This is a genomic window from Kocuria sp. GQ42 (assembly GCF_059758435.1).
The window spans coordinates 483,862-498,656 of the sequence record NZ_JCAXEN010000002.1; the positions used below are offsets into that span (position 1 = coordinate 483,862).

Below are 14,795 nucleotides of genomic sequence, written 5' to 3' on the forward strand. Positions count from 1 at the left end.
CGCCGATGGACTCCATCCGGGCCTGGATCTGGGGCCTGCTCGCGGCGGCCCTGCTGACCCTGTGGCTGCTGCCCGTCCCCGGCGGCTCGAAGCTGTGGATCCTCGCCGTGCTCGTCTTCGCGGGCGTCTTCACGCTCCTGGAGTCGACGAGCAAGGCGAAGCTGCTCGCCGCGGCCATGGTGACGCTGCTCGTCGTCTACCTGGGCCTGAGCCTGCACCGCGCGGTGCTGCTGCTGGGCACGGACGGCTGGATCGCCAAGGCCTTCGGCGTCGCCATGCTGGTGCTCCCGGCCGTGGGCGTGTGGGCGCTGGTGCGCGAGGTCCTGTTCGGGGTCCGGACCGAGCAGCTCGGCCGGACGCTGCACGCGGAGGGCGGGCTGCCGCCCGACGACCTCCCGCGCACCCCCGGCGGGCGCATCGTGCGCGAGGCCGCCGACGAGCGCTTCGGGGCCGTCCGGGCGCAGACCGAGGCGGACCCGGGCGACTGGCGCAACTGGTACCGGCTCTCCCTGGCCTACGCGGCCGCCGGGGACCGGACCCGCGCCCGCTCCGCGATGCGCGACGCCGTGGCCCTCTCCCGCGGGCGCGCCGCCCGCAACGTGGAGCCCGCCGACCCCCCGGGCGAGGGCCGGGCCTGACCGTGGCGGCGAGTCCCCGCCGCCCGCCCGCCGGTGGCCCCGCCGAGGAAGCGGTAACCTGGCACCCATGACTGCCAACGCCTCGCCCTCCTCCGCCGACCTCCCCGCGACCCGGTCCGAGCCCCTGTTCGGGACGCTGCTCACCGCGATGATCACCGTCTTCGCCGCGGACGGGTCCGTGGACCTGGACGCCACCGCGGCCATGGCCGTCCAGCTCGTCGACGACGGCTGCGACGGTCTCGTGGTGTGCGGCACCACGGGGGAGTACTCCACCATGACCGACGAGGAGAACCTCTCCGTGTTCCGCGCGGTCAAGGAGGCCGTCGGCTCCCGCGTGCCGCTGCTGGCGGGCACCGGCTCCAACGACACCGAGCACTCCCGCTACCTCTCCCGCGCGGCCGAGAAGCTCGGCATGGACGGGCTGCTCATCGTCACCCCGTACTACAACAAGCCCTCCCAGGCCGGCGTCGAGGCCCACTTCCGCAGCCTCGCGGACTCCGTGGACCTGCCGATCATGCTCTACGACATCCCCGGCCGCGCCGGCATCCCGATCGCCACCGAGACCCTCGTCTCCCTGGCCGGGCACCCCAACATCGTGGCCGTCAAGGACGCCAAGGCGGACCTGGTCGCCGCGACCCGGGTGCTGGCCGAGACCGACCTGCTCTACTACTCGGGCGACGACGGCCTGACCCTGCCCTGGATGGCCATCGGCGCCGCCGGGCTCATCGGCGTCACCACCCACGTGGCCACCGCCCGGTACCGCGAGCTCGTCGACGCGGTCCGTGCCCAGGACCTCGCCACGGCCCGGCGGATCAACGCCGAGCTCGAGCCCGTCGTCCGCGCCACGATGACCCGCGCCCCCGGCGCCGTCGCGGCGAAGACGATCCTCATGTGGCAGGGCCGGCTGCCGCACAACACCGTGCGGCTCCCGCACGTCCCGCCCACGGAGGCCGAGGCCGCCCTGATCCGCGCGGACCTGCGGGGCTCGGTCGTCGCCGAAACCCTCCTCGAGACCATCGACTGACGAAAGGGGTCCCATGACCCAGTGGCACACCGACCTGTCGGCTCCCCCCGCCCTCGGCAAGGACGTCCTGCGCGTCGTCCCACTGGGCGGGCTGGGCGAGGTCGGACGGAACATGACGGTGTTCGAGATCAACGGGCAGCTGCTCGTGGTCGACTGCGGCGTGCTCTTCCCCGAGGAGACCCAGCCGGGCGTGGACCTCATCCTCCCTGACCTCAACCACATCGTCGACCGGCTCGACGACGTCGTGGCCGTGGTGCTGACCCACGGCCACGAGGACCACATCGGCGCCGTCCCGTACCTGCTCAAGCGCCGCCCCGACATCCCCGTGATCGGCTCCCGGCTGACGCTCGCGCTCATCGAGGCGAAGCTCCAGGAGCACCGGATCAAGCCCTACACCATGGCGGTGCGGGAGGGGCAGGTCGAGCGGCTCGGCGAGTTCGAGTGCGAGTTCGTGGCCGTCAACCACTCGATCCCGGACGCCCTCGCGGTGTTCCTGCGCACGAAGGCCGGCACCGTCCTGCACACGGGCGACTTCAAGATGGACCAGCTGCCGCTCGACGGCCGGATCACCGACCTGCGCCACTTCGCCCGGCTGGGGGAGGAGGGCGTGGACCTGTTCCTCACCGACTCCACCAACGCCGAGGTCCCCGGGTTCACCCCCACGGAGAAGCACATCGGCCCCGTCCTCGCGGACGTGATCGGGCGCGCCCCGAAGCGCGTGGTCGTGGCGTCCTTCTCCTCGCACGTCCACCGCGTGCAGCAGGTGCTGGACGCGGCCGCCGAGCACGGGCGCAAGGTCGCTTTCATGGGCCGGTCCATGGTGCGCAACATGACCATCGCCGAGAAGCTGGGCTACCTGGAGGTCCCGCCGAACACCCTGATCGACCAGAAGCGGATCGACGAGCACGCGGACTCGAAGCTGGTCATCATGTGCACCGGGTCGCAGGGGGAGCCGATGGCCGCGCTGTCCCGGATGGCCAACGGCGACCACAAGGTCCAGCTCACCGAGGGCGACACCGTGATCCTCGCGTCCTCGCTCATCCCCGGCAACGAGAACTCGGTCTTCCGCATCATCAACGGGCTCATGCGGCTGGGCGCCAACGTGGTCCACAAGGGCACCGCCAAGGTGCACGTCTCCGGGCACGCCGCCGCGGGCGAGCTGCTGTACTGCTACAACATCGTGGAGCCCGGCTACGTCATGCCGGTGCACGGCGAGGTCCGCCACCTCATCGCCAACGGCAAGCTCGCCGAGGAGACCGGCGTGCCCTCCGACCACGTGCTCCTGGCCGAGGGCGGCACCGTGGTGGACATGGCCGACGGCGAGGCGCGGATCACCGGCCAGGTCGAGTGCGGCTACGTCTACGTGGACGGCTCCTCCGTGGGCACCATCACCGACGCCGACCTCAAGGACCGGCTCGTGCTGGCCGAGGAGGGCTTCATCTCCGTCATCACCGTGGTGAACCGGGACACCGGCAAGGTCGTCACCGGCCCGGACGTGCACGCCCGCGGCGTGGCCGAGGACGACAGCGTGTTCGACGAGATCAAGCCGAGGATCACCGCCGCGCTCGAGGACGCCATCAACCACTCGGGCAAGAACCACACCACCCAGCAGCTCCAGCAGGTGGTGCGCCGCACCATCGGCTCCTGGGTCAGCCGCCGGCTGCGCCGCAAGCCCATGATCGTCCCGGTCGTCATCGAGGCCTGAGCCCCCGGTCCCTCCCCCCGTGCGGCACCGCTGACGGGGGGAGGCCGTGGTCTACCCTGGGAGCATGGCGACTCGTACTTCCCCCGCCCGCAAGGGCGCCTCGACGTCGCGTGGCAAGAACAGCACGTCTTCTGCGCGGTCGTCGGGATCCAGCCGGTCCACCTCCACCCGCCGTCCGTCGACCGCCGGACGGGGCTCCGCGGCGCCCGCCGCGAGCTCCCCGCGGGTGCTGCACGGCACGGGCACCGCCCTGGCCTGGTGCGCCCGCGCCGTCGGAGGCGTCTGGACGGCCCTCGCCCACGTGGTCGGCGGCGCCGTACGCCGCATGGGCACCCTGCGCACGGACGTGCCCGCGGAGTCGCTGCGCGACGGCGGCGCCCTCTTCCTGCTGCTGCTCGGCCTGCTCGCCGCGGCCGTCGAGTGGTGGAACCTGCCCGGCGCGTCCGCGCCGTGGCTGGCGGTCCCCGCCGTGGCGGTGCACGAGGTCCTCGCGGGGACCTTCGGCTGGACGGCCCTGGTGCTGCCGCTGCCCCTCGTGGGCTTCGCCCTGCGCCGCTTCCGCCACCCCGAGGACACCTCGGCCAACAACCGCATCGCGATCGGGCTGGGCGCCGCCGTCGTCGCCGGCTCCGGCCTCGCGCACGTGCTCCTGGGGCAGCCGTCCCCGAGCCAGGGCCAGGAGGCGCTCCGGAGCGCCGGCGGCTACGTGGGCTTCCTCGCCGCCGACCCGCTGAGCGCCCTCATCACCCCGGTCGGCGCCGGCGCGATCTTCGTCGCGGCCCTGTTCCTGTCCGTGCTCGTGGTCACCGCGACCCCCGTCAACCTCATCCTGCCGCGGCTGCGGCAGGGCTACTGGCGGCTCATGGGCCAGGACGGCCCCGTCTCCGCGACCGACGTGTCCGCCGCCCGGCACGACCGCTCCTACCTGGACGAGCACGCCGCGCGCGCCGAGGCGGCCAAGACCCGCCGCGAGAAGCGCCGCGAGCGCAAGGCGGCCGAGGCCGAGCGCCGCGCCCTCGACGGCTACCGCGGGGACGAGGCCTTCGAGCGCGCCGTCGTAGCCGAGGAGGCCGCCGACGGCCAGGCGCCCACCCGCGTCTTCGACGTCGACTCCGCGCGCGCCGCCCGGCAGCGGGCCGCCGCGGCGGGAACGGCGGGGGCCGCGGGATCCGCCGAGCCGCCCGCCGAGCCGGCCGCCGCCGCGGAGCAGGGGGGCGACGTCCCCCGGCCGGGGCAGAAGCGGCCCACCCAGGAGCAGCTCGCCGCCCGCCGGCTGCGCCGGGAGCAGGGCCTCGAGCCGGCCGCGGACACCGCCGCGGGCTCCGGCTCCCCGGCGCTGGAGGACGTGGCCGCCGAGCCCACCGGCTCCACGTCCGTCACCGCCCGCACCCACACCCCCGAATCGCCCATCCCCGCCCGCGCGGAGCAGCTCAAGCTCGAGGGCGACATCGCCTACTCCCTGCCCGCGGCCGGCGCGCTCGTGCAGGGACCGCCGCCCAAGGAGCGCTCCGAGGCCAACGACGCCGTGGTCGCCTCCCTGACGAGCGTGCTGGAGCAGTTCAACGTGGACGCCGTGGTCACCGGCTTCTCCCGCGGGCCCACCGTCACCCGGTACGAGATCGAACTGGGTTCCGGCACCAAGGTCGAGCGCGTCACGGCGCTGTCCAAGAACATCGCCTACGCCGTGGCCTCCGCGGACGTGCGCATCCTCTCGCCGATCCCCGGCCGGTCCGCGATCGGCATCGAGATCCCGAACACCGACCGCGAGACCGTGTCCCTGGGCGACGTCCTGCGCTCGCACAACGCCCGCAAGACGGAGCACCCCATGGTCATGGGCGTGGGCAAGGACGTCGAGGGCGGCTACGTGGTGGCCAACCTCGCCAAGATGCCGCACCTGCTCGTCGCCGGCGCCACCGGCGCGGGCAAGTCGAGCTTCGTGAACTCGATGATCGTCTCGCTCCTGATGCGCGCCACCCCGGACGAGGTGCGGATGGTCATGGTCGACCCGAAGCGGGTCGAGCTGACCGCCTACGAGGGCGTGCCCCACCTGATCACCCCCATCATCACGAACCCCAAGAAGGCCGCCGAGGCGCTGCAGTGGGTCGTGCGGGAGATGGACGCCCGCTACGACGACCTCTCGCACTACGGGTACAAGCACGTCGACGACTTCAACAAGGCCGTGCGCAACGGCAAGGTCCAGCCCGAGCCCGGCTCGAAGCGCGTGATCCGGCCGTACCCGTACCTGCTCGTGATCGTCGACGAGCTCGCGGACCTGATGATGGTCGCCCCGCGCGACGTCGAGGACGCGATCGTGCGGATCACCCAGCTCGCCCGTGCCGCCGGCATCCACCTGGTGCTCGCCACCCAGCGGCCCTCCGTGGACGTGGTCACCGGTCTGATCAAGGCCAACGTGCCTTCCCGGATGGCGTTCGCGACGTCCTCGGTCACCGACTCCCGCGTGGTCCTGGACCAGCCGGGCGCCGAGAAGCTCATCGGCCAGGGCGACGCCCTGTTCCTGCCCATGGGCGCGTCCAAGCCGATGCGCGTGCAGGGCGCGTGGGTCACCGAGTCGGAGATCCACGAGGTCGTCGACCACGTCAAGGGCCAGATGAAGGCCCACTACCGCCAGGACGTGGTGCAGGAGGCCCCCAAGAAGACCATCGACGAGGACATCGGGGACGACCTCGACGTCCTCCTGCAGGCCACCGAGCTGGTGGTGACCACGCAGTTCGGGTCCACCTCCATGCTCCAGCGCAAGCTGCGCGTCGGCTTCGCCAAGGCCGGCCGGCTCATGGACCTGCTGGAGTCCCGCGGCGTCGTCGGGCCCTCCGAGGGGTCCAAGGCGCGGGACGTGCTCGTCAAGCCCGACGACCTCGCCGCGACCCTCGCCGTGCTCCGGGGCGAGGAGCCGCCCGCGCCCCCGGCCGGCGCCGGCGGGTCGGTCGACTACGGCGAGGACCCGGTCGAGGCCTCGCTGGCCCGGACCGCGACCGACCACGGCGACGGCGCCGAGGACCCCGAGGAGTCCGAGGACGCCTGGCAGCTGACCGGCCGCTGAGCCGACCCCGTCCCACCCACCAGGAAGCGAGCACCAGATGAGCCCCGCGGACCCGGCGTCCAACCTCAACCTGCCGAACGCGCTGACCGCCCTGCGCATCGTGCTGGTGCCCTTCTTCGTGTGGTTCCTGTGGGTGGGAGGCACCCAGGGGGAGGACTCCCTGGGCATGCGGTGGGCCGCCCTGGCGGTCTTCGCGGTCGCCATGTACACGGACAAGCTCGACGGCGACATCGCCCGGGCCCGCGGGCTGATCACCAGCTTCGGCAAGATCGCCGACCCCATCGCCGACAAGCTGCTGACCGGCGCCGCGTTCGTGGTGCTCTCGATGCTCGGCGAGCTGTGGTGGTGGGTGACCGTGCTGATCCTCGTCCGGGAGTGGGGGATCACGCTCCTGCGCTTCGTCGTCATCCGCTACGGCGTCATGGCCGCCTCGAAGGGCGGCAAGCTCAAGACCGTGCTGCAGACCGTGGCGCTCCTGCTCCTGCTGCTCCCGCTGGTGCCCCTGGTGGGCGCGTGGTGGCCGTGGCTGGGCTGGATCGCGATGGGGGCGGCCCTCGTGGTCACGGTCGTGACCGGCGTGGACTACGTGGTCAAGGCGGTCCAGCTGCGCCGCCGGGCGCTGGCCGAGCGGAACGCGGCGTGACGGAGCCGCAGCCGGCCGCCCGGGCGCTCGTCGAGGAGGCCGTCCGCCGGGCGCTGACGGTCGCGACCGCGGAGTCCCTCACCGGGGGAGCGCTGGCCGCCGCCGTCGTCGACGTCCCCGGGGCCTCGGCCTGCTTCGAGGGCGCGGTCGTCTCCTACTCCAACCGGGTCAAGACCGAGGTCCTCGGCGTGCCGGCCCGGCTGCTCGCCGAGCGGGGCTCCGTCGACCCCGACGTCGCGGTCGCCATGGCGGAGGGCGCCCGCCGCCGCCTCGGCACGGACTGGGCCGTCTCCACCACGGGCGCCGCCGGCCCCGAGCCGCACGACGGCAAGCCGGTGGGCACGGTCTACCTGGGCGTCGCGGGACCGGACGGCTCCACCGTCCACGAGCTGGCCGCGGCGGGGGGCCGGGCGGAGATCCGGGCGGCCGCCGTGCGCGCCGCCCTCGAGCGCCTCACGGCGGCCCTGGTGCTCCCAGCCAACTCACAGTGAAAAACCGCCTCCTGCGGGGAAGAATGGAACCGTCAGCGGGGTTAGCAATGATCGCAGGCTCGAGTTGAGCCGATCGAAGTCAAGATGTCGACCGGCCGGCGCCGAGGCACCGCCCGCAGCCGGCGGTGAAGCTGCCGCACACACGAGGAGACGAGCGATTCACATGACCAAGCAACCCGTGTCCGTCAATGGCGTCGTCCGTTGGAAGGACGTGGGCCTCGACGAGGACGACAGCACCGAGACGAAGGACTTGAAGATGGGTGTACTCCGCCAGGAGATCGGTGAGGTCCTGCGCAGCGTCCGCCAGCGCCAGGGACGCACCCTCCGAGAGGTATCGCACAGCGCCCGCGTCTCCCTCGGCTACCTGAGCGAGGTGGAGCGCGGCCAGAAGGAGGCCTCCTCCGAGCTCCTGGCGTCGATCTGCGCCGCGCTCGATATCCCGATGTCCCAGATGCTGCGCGAGGTCGCGGACCGCCTGGCCTACGCCGAGGGCCTCCTGGTCCCGGACACGGTGCCCAGCGACCTCACGGAGCAGTACTCGCGGGAGTTCGGCCGCGTCAACGGCGGCGAGGCCGCCGCGGCCGGCGCCCGCTGATCCGCCCGGGCGGCCCGCCGCCCGCCCACGACGTCCCGGAGGGCTCGTCGGTCCCAGGACCGCCGGGCCCTCCGGCCTGTGCCGGCCCCGCCGCCCGGATGGCAGGATGGACGGGCACGACCCCCCGGCCGGCAGCACGACGAAGGAGGACGCGGATGAGGCTGAGCAGCTTCTGGCAGCTCATGGCCGACGAGTTCGGCGCGGGCTACAGCAGGGTCCTGGCCCGGGACCTGGTGCTCGGGGAGCTCGAGCACCGCACGGCCACCGAGGCCATCGAGGCCGGCGTCGACCCGCGGACCGTGTGGTTCGCCCTCTGCCGGGCCCAGGACGTCCCCGAGTCCCGCTGGTGGGGCGTGGACCGCCCGCCCCGGGACTGACGCCCGCCGGGTTCCCGGCGCGCCCGTGGACCCGCGACCGCTTCGAAGGTATATTCGAAGCAGCGGGGCGCGGACTGCACAGCCCGGTCCGTCCCGGGACAGTGGTTCCCGCTCCTCCCCAGACCCCGCGCGAAGCCTTACGGTGTCCGACCACGGCGATACCGTGGAACACGAAAAGACCAGCAGCAACGGTTCCGGCCGCACCGGCGGAACCCCCCGAACACGAGGTGGACCATGGCAGCCAAGGGCAGCAACAAGCAGAGCGCCGACCAGCAGTTCGGCAGCGACCGGGAGAAGGCTCTCGAGACCGTTCTCGCGCAGATCGACAAGAACTACGGCAAGGGCTCGGTCATGCGCCTGGGCGACCGCCCGGCGACCAAGATCGAGACCATCCCCACCGGGTCCATCGCGATGGACGTCGCGCTGGGCATCGGCGGGTTCCCGCGCGGGCGCGTCGTGGAGATCTACGGCCCGGAGTCCTCCGGCAAGACGACCGTGGCCCTGCACGCGGTCGCCAACGTCCAGAAGGCCGGCGGGATCGCCGCCTTCATCGACGCCGAGCACGCCCTCGACCCCTCCTACGCCGAGAAGCTCGGCGTGGACACCGACAGCCTGCTGGTCTCGCAGCCGGACACCGGTGAGCAGGCCCTGGAGATCATGGACATGCTCGTCGGCTCCGGATCCATCGACATCATCGTCATCGACTCGGTGGCGGCCCTGGTGCCCAAGGCCGAGATCGAGGGCGAGATGGGCGACAGCCACGTGGGTCTGCAGGCCCGCCTCATGAGCCAGGCGCTGCGCAAGATCACCGGCCGGCTCTCGCACTCGAACACCACCGCGATCTTCATCAACCAGCTGCGCGAGAAGATCGGGGTGTTCTTCGGCAGCCCCGAGACCACCACCGGTGGCAAGGCGCTGAAGTTCTACGCCTCGGTGCGCGTGGACGTGCGCCGCATCGAGACCCTCAAGGACGGGGCCAACCCGGTGGGCAACCGGACCCGCGCCAAGATCGTCAAGAACAAGATGGCGCCGCCCTTCAAGCAGGCGGAGTTCGACATCCTCTACGGGGAGGGCATCTCCACCGAGGGCGGGCTCATCGACATGGGCGTGGAGCACGGCATCGTCAAGAAGTCCGGGGCGTGGTTCACCTACGAGGGCGACCAGCTGGGGCAGGGCAAGGAGAACTCGCGCCGGTTCCTCAAGGACAACCCGGAGCTGGCCGAGGAGATCGAGCGCCGGATCCTGGTGAAGCTCGGGGTCGTCGAGGAGCCGGAGGCCGCCGAGGAGACCGCGGAGGAGCAGCCCGTGACCGGGCTGCCCACCGAGGTCGCCGGCCCGGCCTTCTGAGCGGGTCCGTGACCGAGAGCCCGTACGACCGCCGGCGCCGCCGGTCCTCCGCCCGCCACCGCGGGCCGGAGGGCCCGGCGGCGTCGTCGTCCCCGGCCCAGGACCCCGAGCCGGACGCCCGGGAGGTGGCCCGGGCGATCGTCCTGCGCCAGCTCACCGCCTCGGCGAAGAGCCGCAAGCAGCTCGAGGACAAGCTCGCCGACCGCAACGTCCCCGAGGACGTCGCCCGGGAGGTGCTGGACCGGTTCGAGGAGGTCGACCTCGTCGACGACGCCCAGTTCGCGGAGCTCTACGTCCGCTCGCGGGCCGGCTCCCGCAAACTCTCCCGCTCCGCGATCCGGCGGGAGCTGGCCACCCGCGGCGTCACGGGGGAGATCGCCGAGTCGGCGCTCGAGCAGCGCACCGACGAGGACGAGCGGGAGGACGCCGCCGAACTGGTGCGCCGCAAGCTCCCCGCCGGGGCCGAGCTCACCGACCGTGCCGAGCGAGACAGGGCCGTGCGGCGGCTGGTCGGGATGCTCGGGCGCAAGGGCTACCCGCCCGGGCTGGCCTTCGCCGTGGTGAAGGAGGAGCTCGAGGCGCGCTCCGGTGCCGCGGTCCAGGACGACGAGATGGGCGAGGAACACCCGGAGACCCCGTGACCGGGACCGCCCCGTACAATTGTCCGGTGATGTCGACCCCCGCAGCCCTTTCCCCGGACCCGACCGCGTCCTCCGGCGCACCCGCCCCGCGCTCCTACGAGGTGCGCACGTTCGGGTGCCAGATGAACGTCCACGACTCCGAGCGGATCACGGGTCTGCTCGAGGCCGCCGGCTACGTCCCCGCCGCCGGCGGCGAGCCGGACCTCGTGGTGTTCAACACGTGCGCCGTGCGCGAGAACGCCGACAACAAGCTCTACGGCAACCTCGGCCAGCTCGTGCCCGCCAAGAAGCGCAACAAGGACCTGCAGATCGCCGTCGGCGGCTGCCTCGCGCAGAAGGACCAGGACACCATCCTCGAGCGGGCACCGTGGGTGGACGTCGTCTTCGGCACCCACAACATCGGCTCCCTGCCCACCCTGCTGGAGCGCTCTCGGCACAACGCCGAGGCGCAGCTGGAGATCCTCGACGCCCTCGAGGTGTTCCCCTCGACGCTGCCCACCAAGCGGGACAGCGCGTACTCGGGGTGGGTCTCGATCTCCGTGGGCTGCAACAACACCTGCACGTTCTGCATCGTCCCGTCCCTGCGCGGCAAGGAGAAGGACCGGCGGCCCGGGGAGGTCCTCGCCGAGGTGCAGGCCCTCGTCGACGACGGGGCGGTCGAGGTCACGCTCCTGGGGCAGAACGTGAACTCCTACGGCGTGGAGTTCGGGGACCGCGGGGCGTTCGCCAAGCTGCTCCGGGCGTGCGGGCGGATCGAGGGACTGGAGCGCGTGCGCTTCACCAGCCCGCACCCGGCCGCGTTCACCGACGACGTCATCGACGCCATGGCGGAGACCCCCAACGTCATGCCGCAGCTGCACATGCCCCTGCAGTCCGGTTCCGACCGGATCCTCAAGGAGATGCGCCGCTCCTACCGCTCGAAGCGGTTCCTCGGGATCCTGGACACGGTCCGCGAGCGCATCCCCGAGGCCGCGATCACCACGGACATCATCGTGGGCTTCCCGGGGGAGACCGAGGAGGACTTCCAGGCCACCCTCGACGTCGTGGCGGCCTCCCGCTTCTCCTCGGCGTACACGTTCCAGTACTCCGTCCGGCCCGGCACCCCCGCGGGGGAGATGGCGGACCAGGTGCCGAAGGCCGTGGTGCAGGAGCGCTTCGAGCGGCTCGTGGCCCTGCAGGACCGGATCGCCGCGGAGGAGAACCGGGCGGTGGTCGGCCGGCAGGTCGAGCTGCTCGTCACCGCGGAGGCCGGCAAGAAGTCCGAGCAGACCCACCGGCTCTCGGGCCGCGCGCGGGACCAGCGGCTCGTCCACTTCTCCGTCCCGGAGGGCGCCGAGGTCCCGCGGCCCGGCGACTTCGTGACGGTCGTCGTCACCGGCGCCGCCGCCTACCACCTCGTCGCCGACCCCCGGTCCCCGCGGGACTACGCGCTGCGGCGCTCGCGGGCCGGGGATGCCTGGGACCGCCGCCAGGCCGCGTCCTGCGGGGTCCCCGCCGCCCCGGGCGCCGCCGGGCCCGGGCCCGTGAGCCTGGGCATGCCGGGCCTCCCGGTCCGGTGACCCGCACGGACCTGCCGGTTCTCGCCGTCGTCGGGCCCACGGGCACCGGCAAGACCGCCCTGGGCGTCGAGCTCGCCCTGCGGCTGGGCGGGGAGGTCGTCAATGCCGACTCCATGCAGTTCTACCGCGGGATGGACATCGGCACCGCCAAGGCGACCGCGGAGGAGCGGCGCGGGGTGCCCCACCACCTCCTCGACGTCCTCGACGTCACCGAGGAGGCCTCGGTCGCGGACTTCCAGCGCGACGCCCGGACCCGATTCGCGCAGATCCGCGCCCGCGGCCGGGTCCCCGTCCTGGTGGGCGGCTCGGGGCTCTACGTGCGCGCGGCCCTGGACGTGCTCGAGCTGCCCGGCACCGACCCCGCGGTGCGGGCCCGGATCGAGGACGAGCTCGCGGCCCGGGGCCCCGGCGCCCTGCGGGAGCGGCTGCGCCAGGTGGACCCGGCGTCCGCCGCCCGGCTGCAGGACGAGCGGCGGCTGGTGCGCGCCCTGGAGGTGTGGGAGCTCACCGGCCGCCCGTTCACGTCCTTCATGCCCCGCCGCGAGCACGTGGAGCCCACCGTGCAGATCGGCCTGGACCTCGAGCGTGCCGCGCTGCACGACCGGCTCGCCCGCCGGGTCGGGGCCATGGTCGAGGCCGGCCTGGAGACCGAGGTGCGCGCCCTGGCGGCCCGCGGGCTGCGCGAGGGGCGCACGGCCTCCCGGGCCCTGGGCTACGGCCAGTTCCTGGACGTGGTGGACGGCCGCGTCACCGTGGCGGAGGCGGTCGAGGCCACCGTGGTGGCCACCCGCCGCTTCGCCCGCCGCCAGCGGACCTGGTTCCGTGCGGACCCCCGGGTGCACTGGCTCGACCCGGCCGCGCCCGGCCTCGCGGAGCGCGCCGTGGACGTCGTCGAACGGGTCGCGGCCGAGGGCTGAACCGCGGACCCGGCCGCGGGCCGGCGGCCGGGTCCGCGTATCATGGCCGGGTGACTTCCGCCCAGAGCCCCACCGCCCAGCACGAGGACACCCGCCCCGCCCCGGACACCGCCCCCGGCGCCGACGCCGGCCCCTGGGGGGAGCTCCGGGGCCGCGACTTCGCTAAGGGCCACGGCACGGGCAACGACTTCGTGCTGCTGACCGACCCGCACGCGGAGCTGGCCCTGGACGCCGAGCTGGTGACCCTGGTGTGCGACCGCCACCGCGGCATCGGGGGGGACGGGCTGATCCGCGCCGTGCGCTCCGAGGCGATCCCCGAGGGGCGGGCCGTCCTCGAGGCGGCGCCGGACGCCGAGTGGTTCATGGACTACCGCAACAACGACGGCTCCGTCGCCGAGATGTGCGGCAACGGGGTCCGGGTCTTCGTCCACTACCTGCTCCAGCGGGGCCTCGCCGCGGTCCCCGAGGGGGACGTGCTGCGCATCGGCACCCGCGCCGGGGTGAAGACCGTGGCCCGCACCGACTCCGGCTACGCCGTGGACATGGGGCCGTGGACCTTCCTCGACGGGGACGCGGCCCGGTCCCGCGGCTCGGACGCCGTCGTGACCGCCGAGGGGCTGCAGGTGCCCCGCCCCGCGCTGTCGATCGGCATGGGCAACCCGCACACCGTCGTGGCGCTCGCGGAGGGGGAGAAGCTCGACCAGCTCGGGCTGCACACTGCCCCCGTCGTGCGCCCGGAGCCCGTGGACGGGACCAACGTCGAGTTCGTGGTCCCCGCCGACGGCGACGACGACGGCGTGGGCCGGGTGCGGATGCGCGTGCACGAGCGCGGCGTGGGCGAGACGCAGTCCTGCGGGACGGGCGCGTGCGCCGCGGCGGCCGCGACCCGCTTCTGGGGCGGCGCCACGGCCCCGGACCAGTGGCTGGTGCAGGTGCCCGGCGGGATCGTCTCCGTGACGTTCGTCCCCGCGCCCGACGGCGCCGAGCACGTGGTGCTGGCCGGACCGGCCGTGCTGGTGGCCGAGGGCACCTTCGTCTGAGGCCTGAGGCCTGAGGCCTGAGGTTCGTGGGGTGGGACCCGGCCCGGTGCCGGTCGCTCAGTCCCGCCGTTCGACGAGCAGGACCCGGAACCCCTTGTCGGTCGTGTGCCGGGAGACCCGGAAGCCGCCGCCCAGCGCGGTGCCGAGCCACTTCTGCAGCGAGTCCGCCCCGAGGTTCTTCTGCACCACCAGCCACGCGGTGCCGCCCTCGGCCAGCCGCGGCAGCCACTGGAGCAGCAGCTCGTGCAGCTGCTGTTTGCCGATCCGGATGGGCGGATTGGACCAGATGGTGTCGAAGCGCCGCTCCGCGGGCACCTGCTCCGGCAGCAGCGCCTCCACACCGGTCAGGCCCAGGGCCGCCGCGTTGTCCCGGGTGAGCCCCAGGGAGCGCTCGTTGACGTCCACGGCCGTGACCCGGGCCCCCGGGGCGGACCCGGCCAGGCTCAGCGCGATCGGACCCCACCCGCAGCCGATGTCCAGGAGCTCCGCCCCGGCGGGGTCGGGAACATTTTCCAGCAGCACGGACGTTCCCTTGTCGAGACCCCGCGGGCTGAACACCCCGTTGGAGGTCTGCAGCGAGACCTCCCGCCCCCGCAGCCGCACGGCCACGGACCGCCGCACCTCGGGGACCGAGGGGTCCTCGGAGAAGTAGTGCTCGGTCCCCGGGTTGGGGGTCGCCGGGCCGGCCACGGGATCGGGGGAGTCGGGAGGCGGTGCCATAGCGCCCCATGCTACCGACAGCGCCCGCCGCGCACGCACC

General features: G+C 73.4%; 14 protein-coding genes. 13 read left to right on the forward strand and 1 reads right to left on the reverse strand.

From position 1 onward, the window contains the following. Positions 1 to 5: 5 nt before the first annotated feature. The 13 genes from AC6CH6_RS07670 to dapF all read left to right on the forward strand — a co-directional run bounded on the left by AC6CH6_RS07670 (position 6) and on the right by dapF (position 14,035). Positions 6 to 638: a hypothetical protein gene (locus tag AC6CH6_RS07670; protein ID WP_498254675.1), complete on the forward strand. Its 633-nt coding sequence runs from the start codon at positions 6 to 8 to the stop codon at positions 636 to 638. 67 nt (positions 639 to 705) lie between these two features. After that, a complete protein-coding gene (gene dapA / locus AC6CH6_RS07675) occupies positions 706 to 1,662 on the forward strand; it encodes a 4-hydroxy-tetrahydrodipicolinate synthase (RefSeq protein WP_498254676.1) in 957 nt (318 codons plus the stop codon). Positions 1,663 to 1,675: 13 nt separating this feature from the next. Next, entirely contained in the window at positions 1,676 to 3,367 is a 1,692-nt protein-coding gene (locus tag AC6CH6_RS07680) for an RNase J family beta-CASP ribonuclease (protein WP_419967823.1), read from the forward strand. A 64-nt stretch (positions 3,368 to 3,431) separates the two neighbouring features. Next, entirely contained in the window at positions 3,432 to 6,425 is a 2,994-nt protein-coding gene (locus AC6CH6_RS07685; RefSeq protein ID WP_498254677.1) for an FtsK/SpoIIIE family DNA translocase, read from the forward strand. Between the two features lie 37 nt (positions 6,426 to 6,462). Next, on the forward strand, positions 6,463 to 7,068 hold the full coding sequence (locus AC6CH6_RS07690; RefSeq protein ID WP_498254678.1) for a CDP-alcohol phosphatidyltransferase family protein: 606 nt from the start codon (positions 6,463 to 6,465) through the stop codon (positions 7,066 to 7,068). Next, on the forward strand, positions 7,065 to 7,559 hold the full coding sequence (locus AC6CH6_RS07695; RefSeq protein WP_419967821.1) for a nicotinamide-nucleotide amidohydrolase family protein: 495 nt from the start codon (positions 7,065 to 7,067) through the stop codon (positions 7,557 to 7,559). The genes AC6CH6_RS07690 and AC6CH6_RS07695 overlap by 4 nt, the downstream gene beginning before the upstream one ends. Positions 7,560 to 7,722: 163 nt before the next feature. Continuing rightward, complete coding sequence (locus AC6CH6_RS07700) at positions 7,723 to 8,154, forward strand: helix-turn-helix domain-containing protein (RefSeq protein ID WP_498254679.1); 432 nt, start codon at positions 7,723 to 7,725, stop codon at positions 8,152 to 8,154. A 155-nt stretch (positions 8,155 to 8,309) separates the two neighbouring features. Next, positions 8,310 to 8,531, forward strand: coding sequence for a DUF3046 domain-containing protein (locus AC6CH6_RS07705; RefSeq protein ID WP_498254680.1), 222 nt, complete (start codon positions 8,310 to 8,312; stop codon positions 8,529 to 8,531). A gap of 234 nt (positions 8,532 to 8,765) precedes the next feature. Then, positions 8,766 to 9,878, forward strand: coding sequence for a recombinase RecA (gene recA / locus AC6CH6_RS07710; RefSeq protein ID WP_498254681.1), 1,113 nt, complete (start codon positions 8,766 to 8,768; stop codon positions 9,876 to 9,878). 8 nt (positions 9,879 to 9,886) lie between these two features. Next, positions 9,887 to 10,519, forward strand: coding sequence for a regulatory protein RecX (locus AC6CH6_RS07715; RefSeq protein ID WP_133410435.1), 633 nt, complete (start codon positions 9,887 to 9,889; stop codon positions 10,517 to 10,519). 29 nt (positions 10,520 to 10,548) lie between these two features. Beyond that, on the forward strand, positions 10,549 to 12,078 hold the full coding sequence (miaB, locus tag AC6CH6_RS07720) for a tRNA (N6-isopentenyl adenosine(37)-C2)-methylthiotransferase MiaB (RefSeq protein WP_498254682.1): 1,530 nt from the start codon (positions 10,549 to 10,551) through the stop codon (positions 12,076 to 12,078). After that, positions 12,075 to 12,995, forward strand: a complete 921-nt coding sequence (gene miaA / locus AC6CH6_RS07725; protein WP_498254683.1) for a tRNA (adenosine(37)-N6)-dimethylallyltransferase MiaA — start codon at positions 12,075 to 12,077, stop codon at positions 12,993 to 12,995. Before miaB ends, miaA begins: the two co-directional genes overlap by 4 nt. A gap of 50 nt (positions 12,996 to 13,045) precedes the next feature. Continuing rightward, complete coding sequence (gene dapF, locus AC6CH6_RS07730) at positions 13,046 to 14,035, forward strand: diaminopimelate epimerase (protein ID WP_498254684.1); 990 nt, start codon at positions 13,046 to 13,048, stop codon at positions 14,033 to 14,035. Positions 14,036 to 14,092: 57 nt separating this feature from the next. Here dapF and AC6CH6_RS07735 read toward each other — a convergent pair whose 3' ends face one another. Next, positions 14,093 to 14,755, reverse strand: coding sequence for a class I SAM-dependent methyltransferase (locus AC6CH6_RS07735; protein WP_498254685.1), 663 nt, complete (start codon positions 14,753 to 14,755; stop codon positions 14,093 to 14,095). Positions 14,756 to 14,795 lie beyond the last annotated feature (40 nt).

Bases quoted from the DNA above. Each gene is read 5' to 3' on its own strand.
- AC6CH6_RS07670 (WP_498254675.1), top strand. From the start codon at position 6: ATGGACTCCATCCGGGCCTGGATCTGGGGCCTGCTCGCGGCGGCCCTG.
- dapA (WP_498254676.1), top strand. From the start codon at position 706: ATGACTGCCAACGCCTCGCCCTCCTCCGCCGACCTCCCCGCGACCCGG.
- AC6CH6_RS07680 (WP_419967823.1), top strand. From the start codon at position 1,676: ATGACCCAGTGGCACACCGACCTGTCGGCTCCCCCCGCCCTCGGCAAG.
- AC6CH6_RS07685 (WP_498254677.1), top strand. From the start codon at position 3,432: ATGGCGACTCGTACTTCCCCCGCCCGCAAGGGCGCCTCGACGTCGCGT.
- AC6CH6_RS07690 (WP_498254678.1), top strand. From the start codon at position 6,463: ATGAGCCCCGCGGACCCGGCGTCCAACCTCAACCTGCCGAACGCGCTG.
- AC6CH6_RS07700 (WP_498254679.1), top strand. From the start codon at position 7,723: ATGACCAAGCAACCCGTGTCCGTCAATGGCGTCGTCCGTTGGAAGGAC.
- AC6CH6_RS07705 (WP_498254680.1), top strand. From the start codon at position 8,310: ATGAGGCTGAGCAGCTTCTGGCAGCTCATGGCCGACGAGTTCGGCGCG.
- recA (WP_498254681.1), top strand. From the start codon at position 8,766: ATGGCAGCCAAGGGCAGCAACAAGCAGAGCGCCGACCAGCAGTTCGGC.
- miaB (WP_498254682.1), top strand. From the start codon at position 10,549: ATGTCGACCCCCGCAGCCCTTTCCCCGGACCCGACCGCGTCCTCCGGC.
- AC6CH6_RS07735 (WP_498254685.1), bottom strand. From the start codon at position 14,755: ATGGCACCGCCTCCCGACTCCCCCGATCCCGTGGCCGGCCCGGCGACC.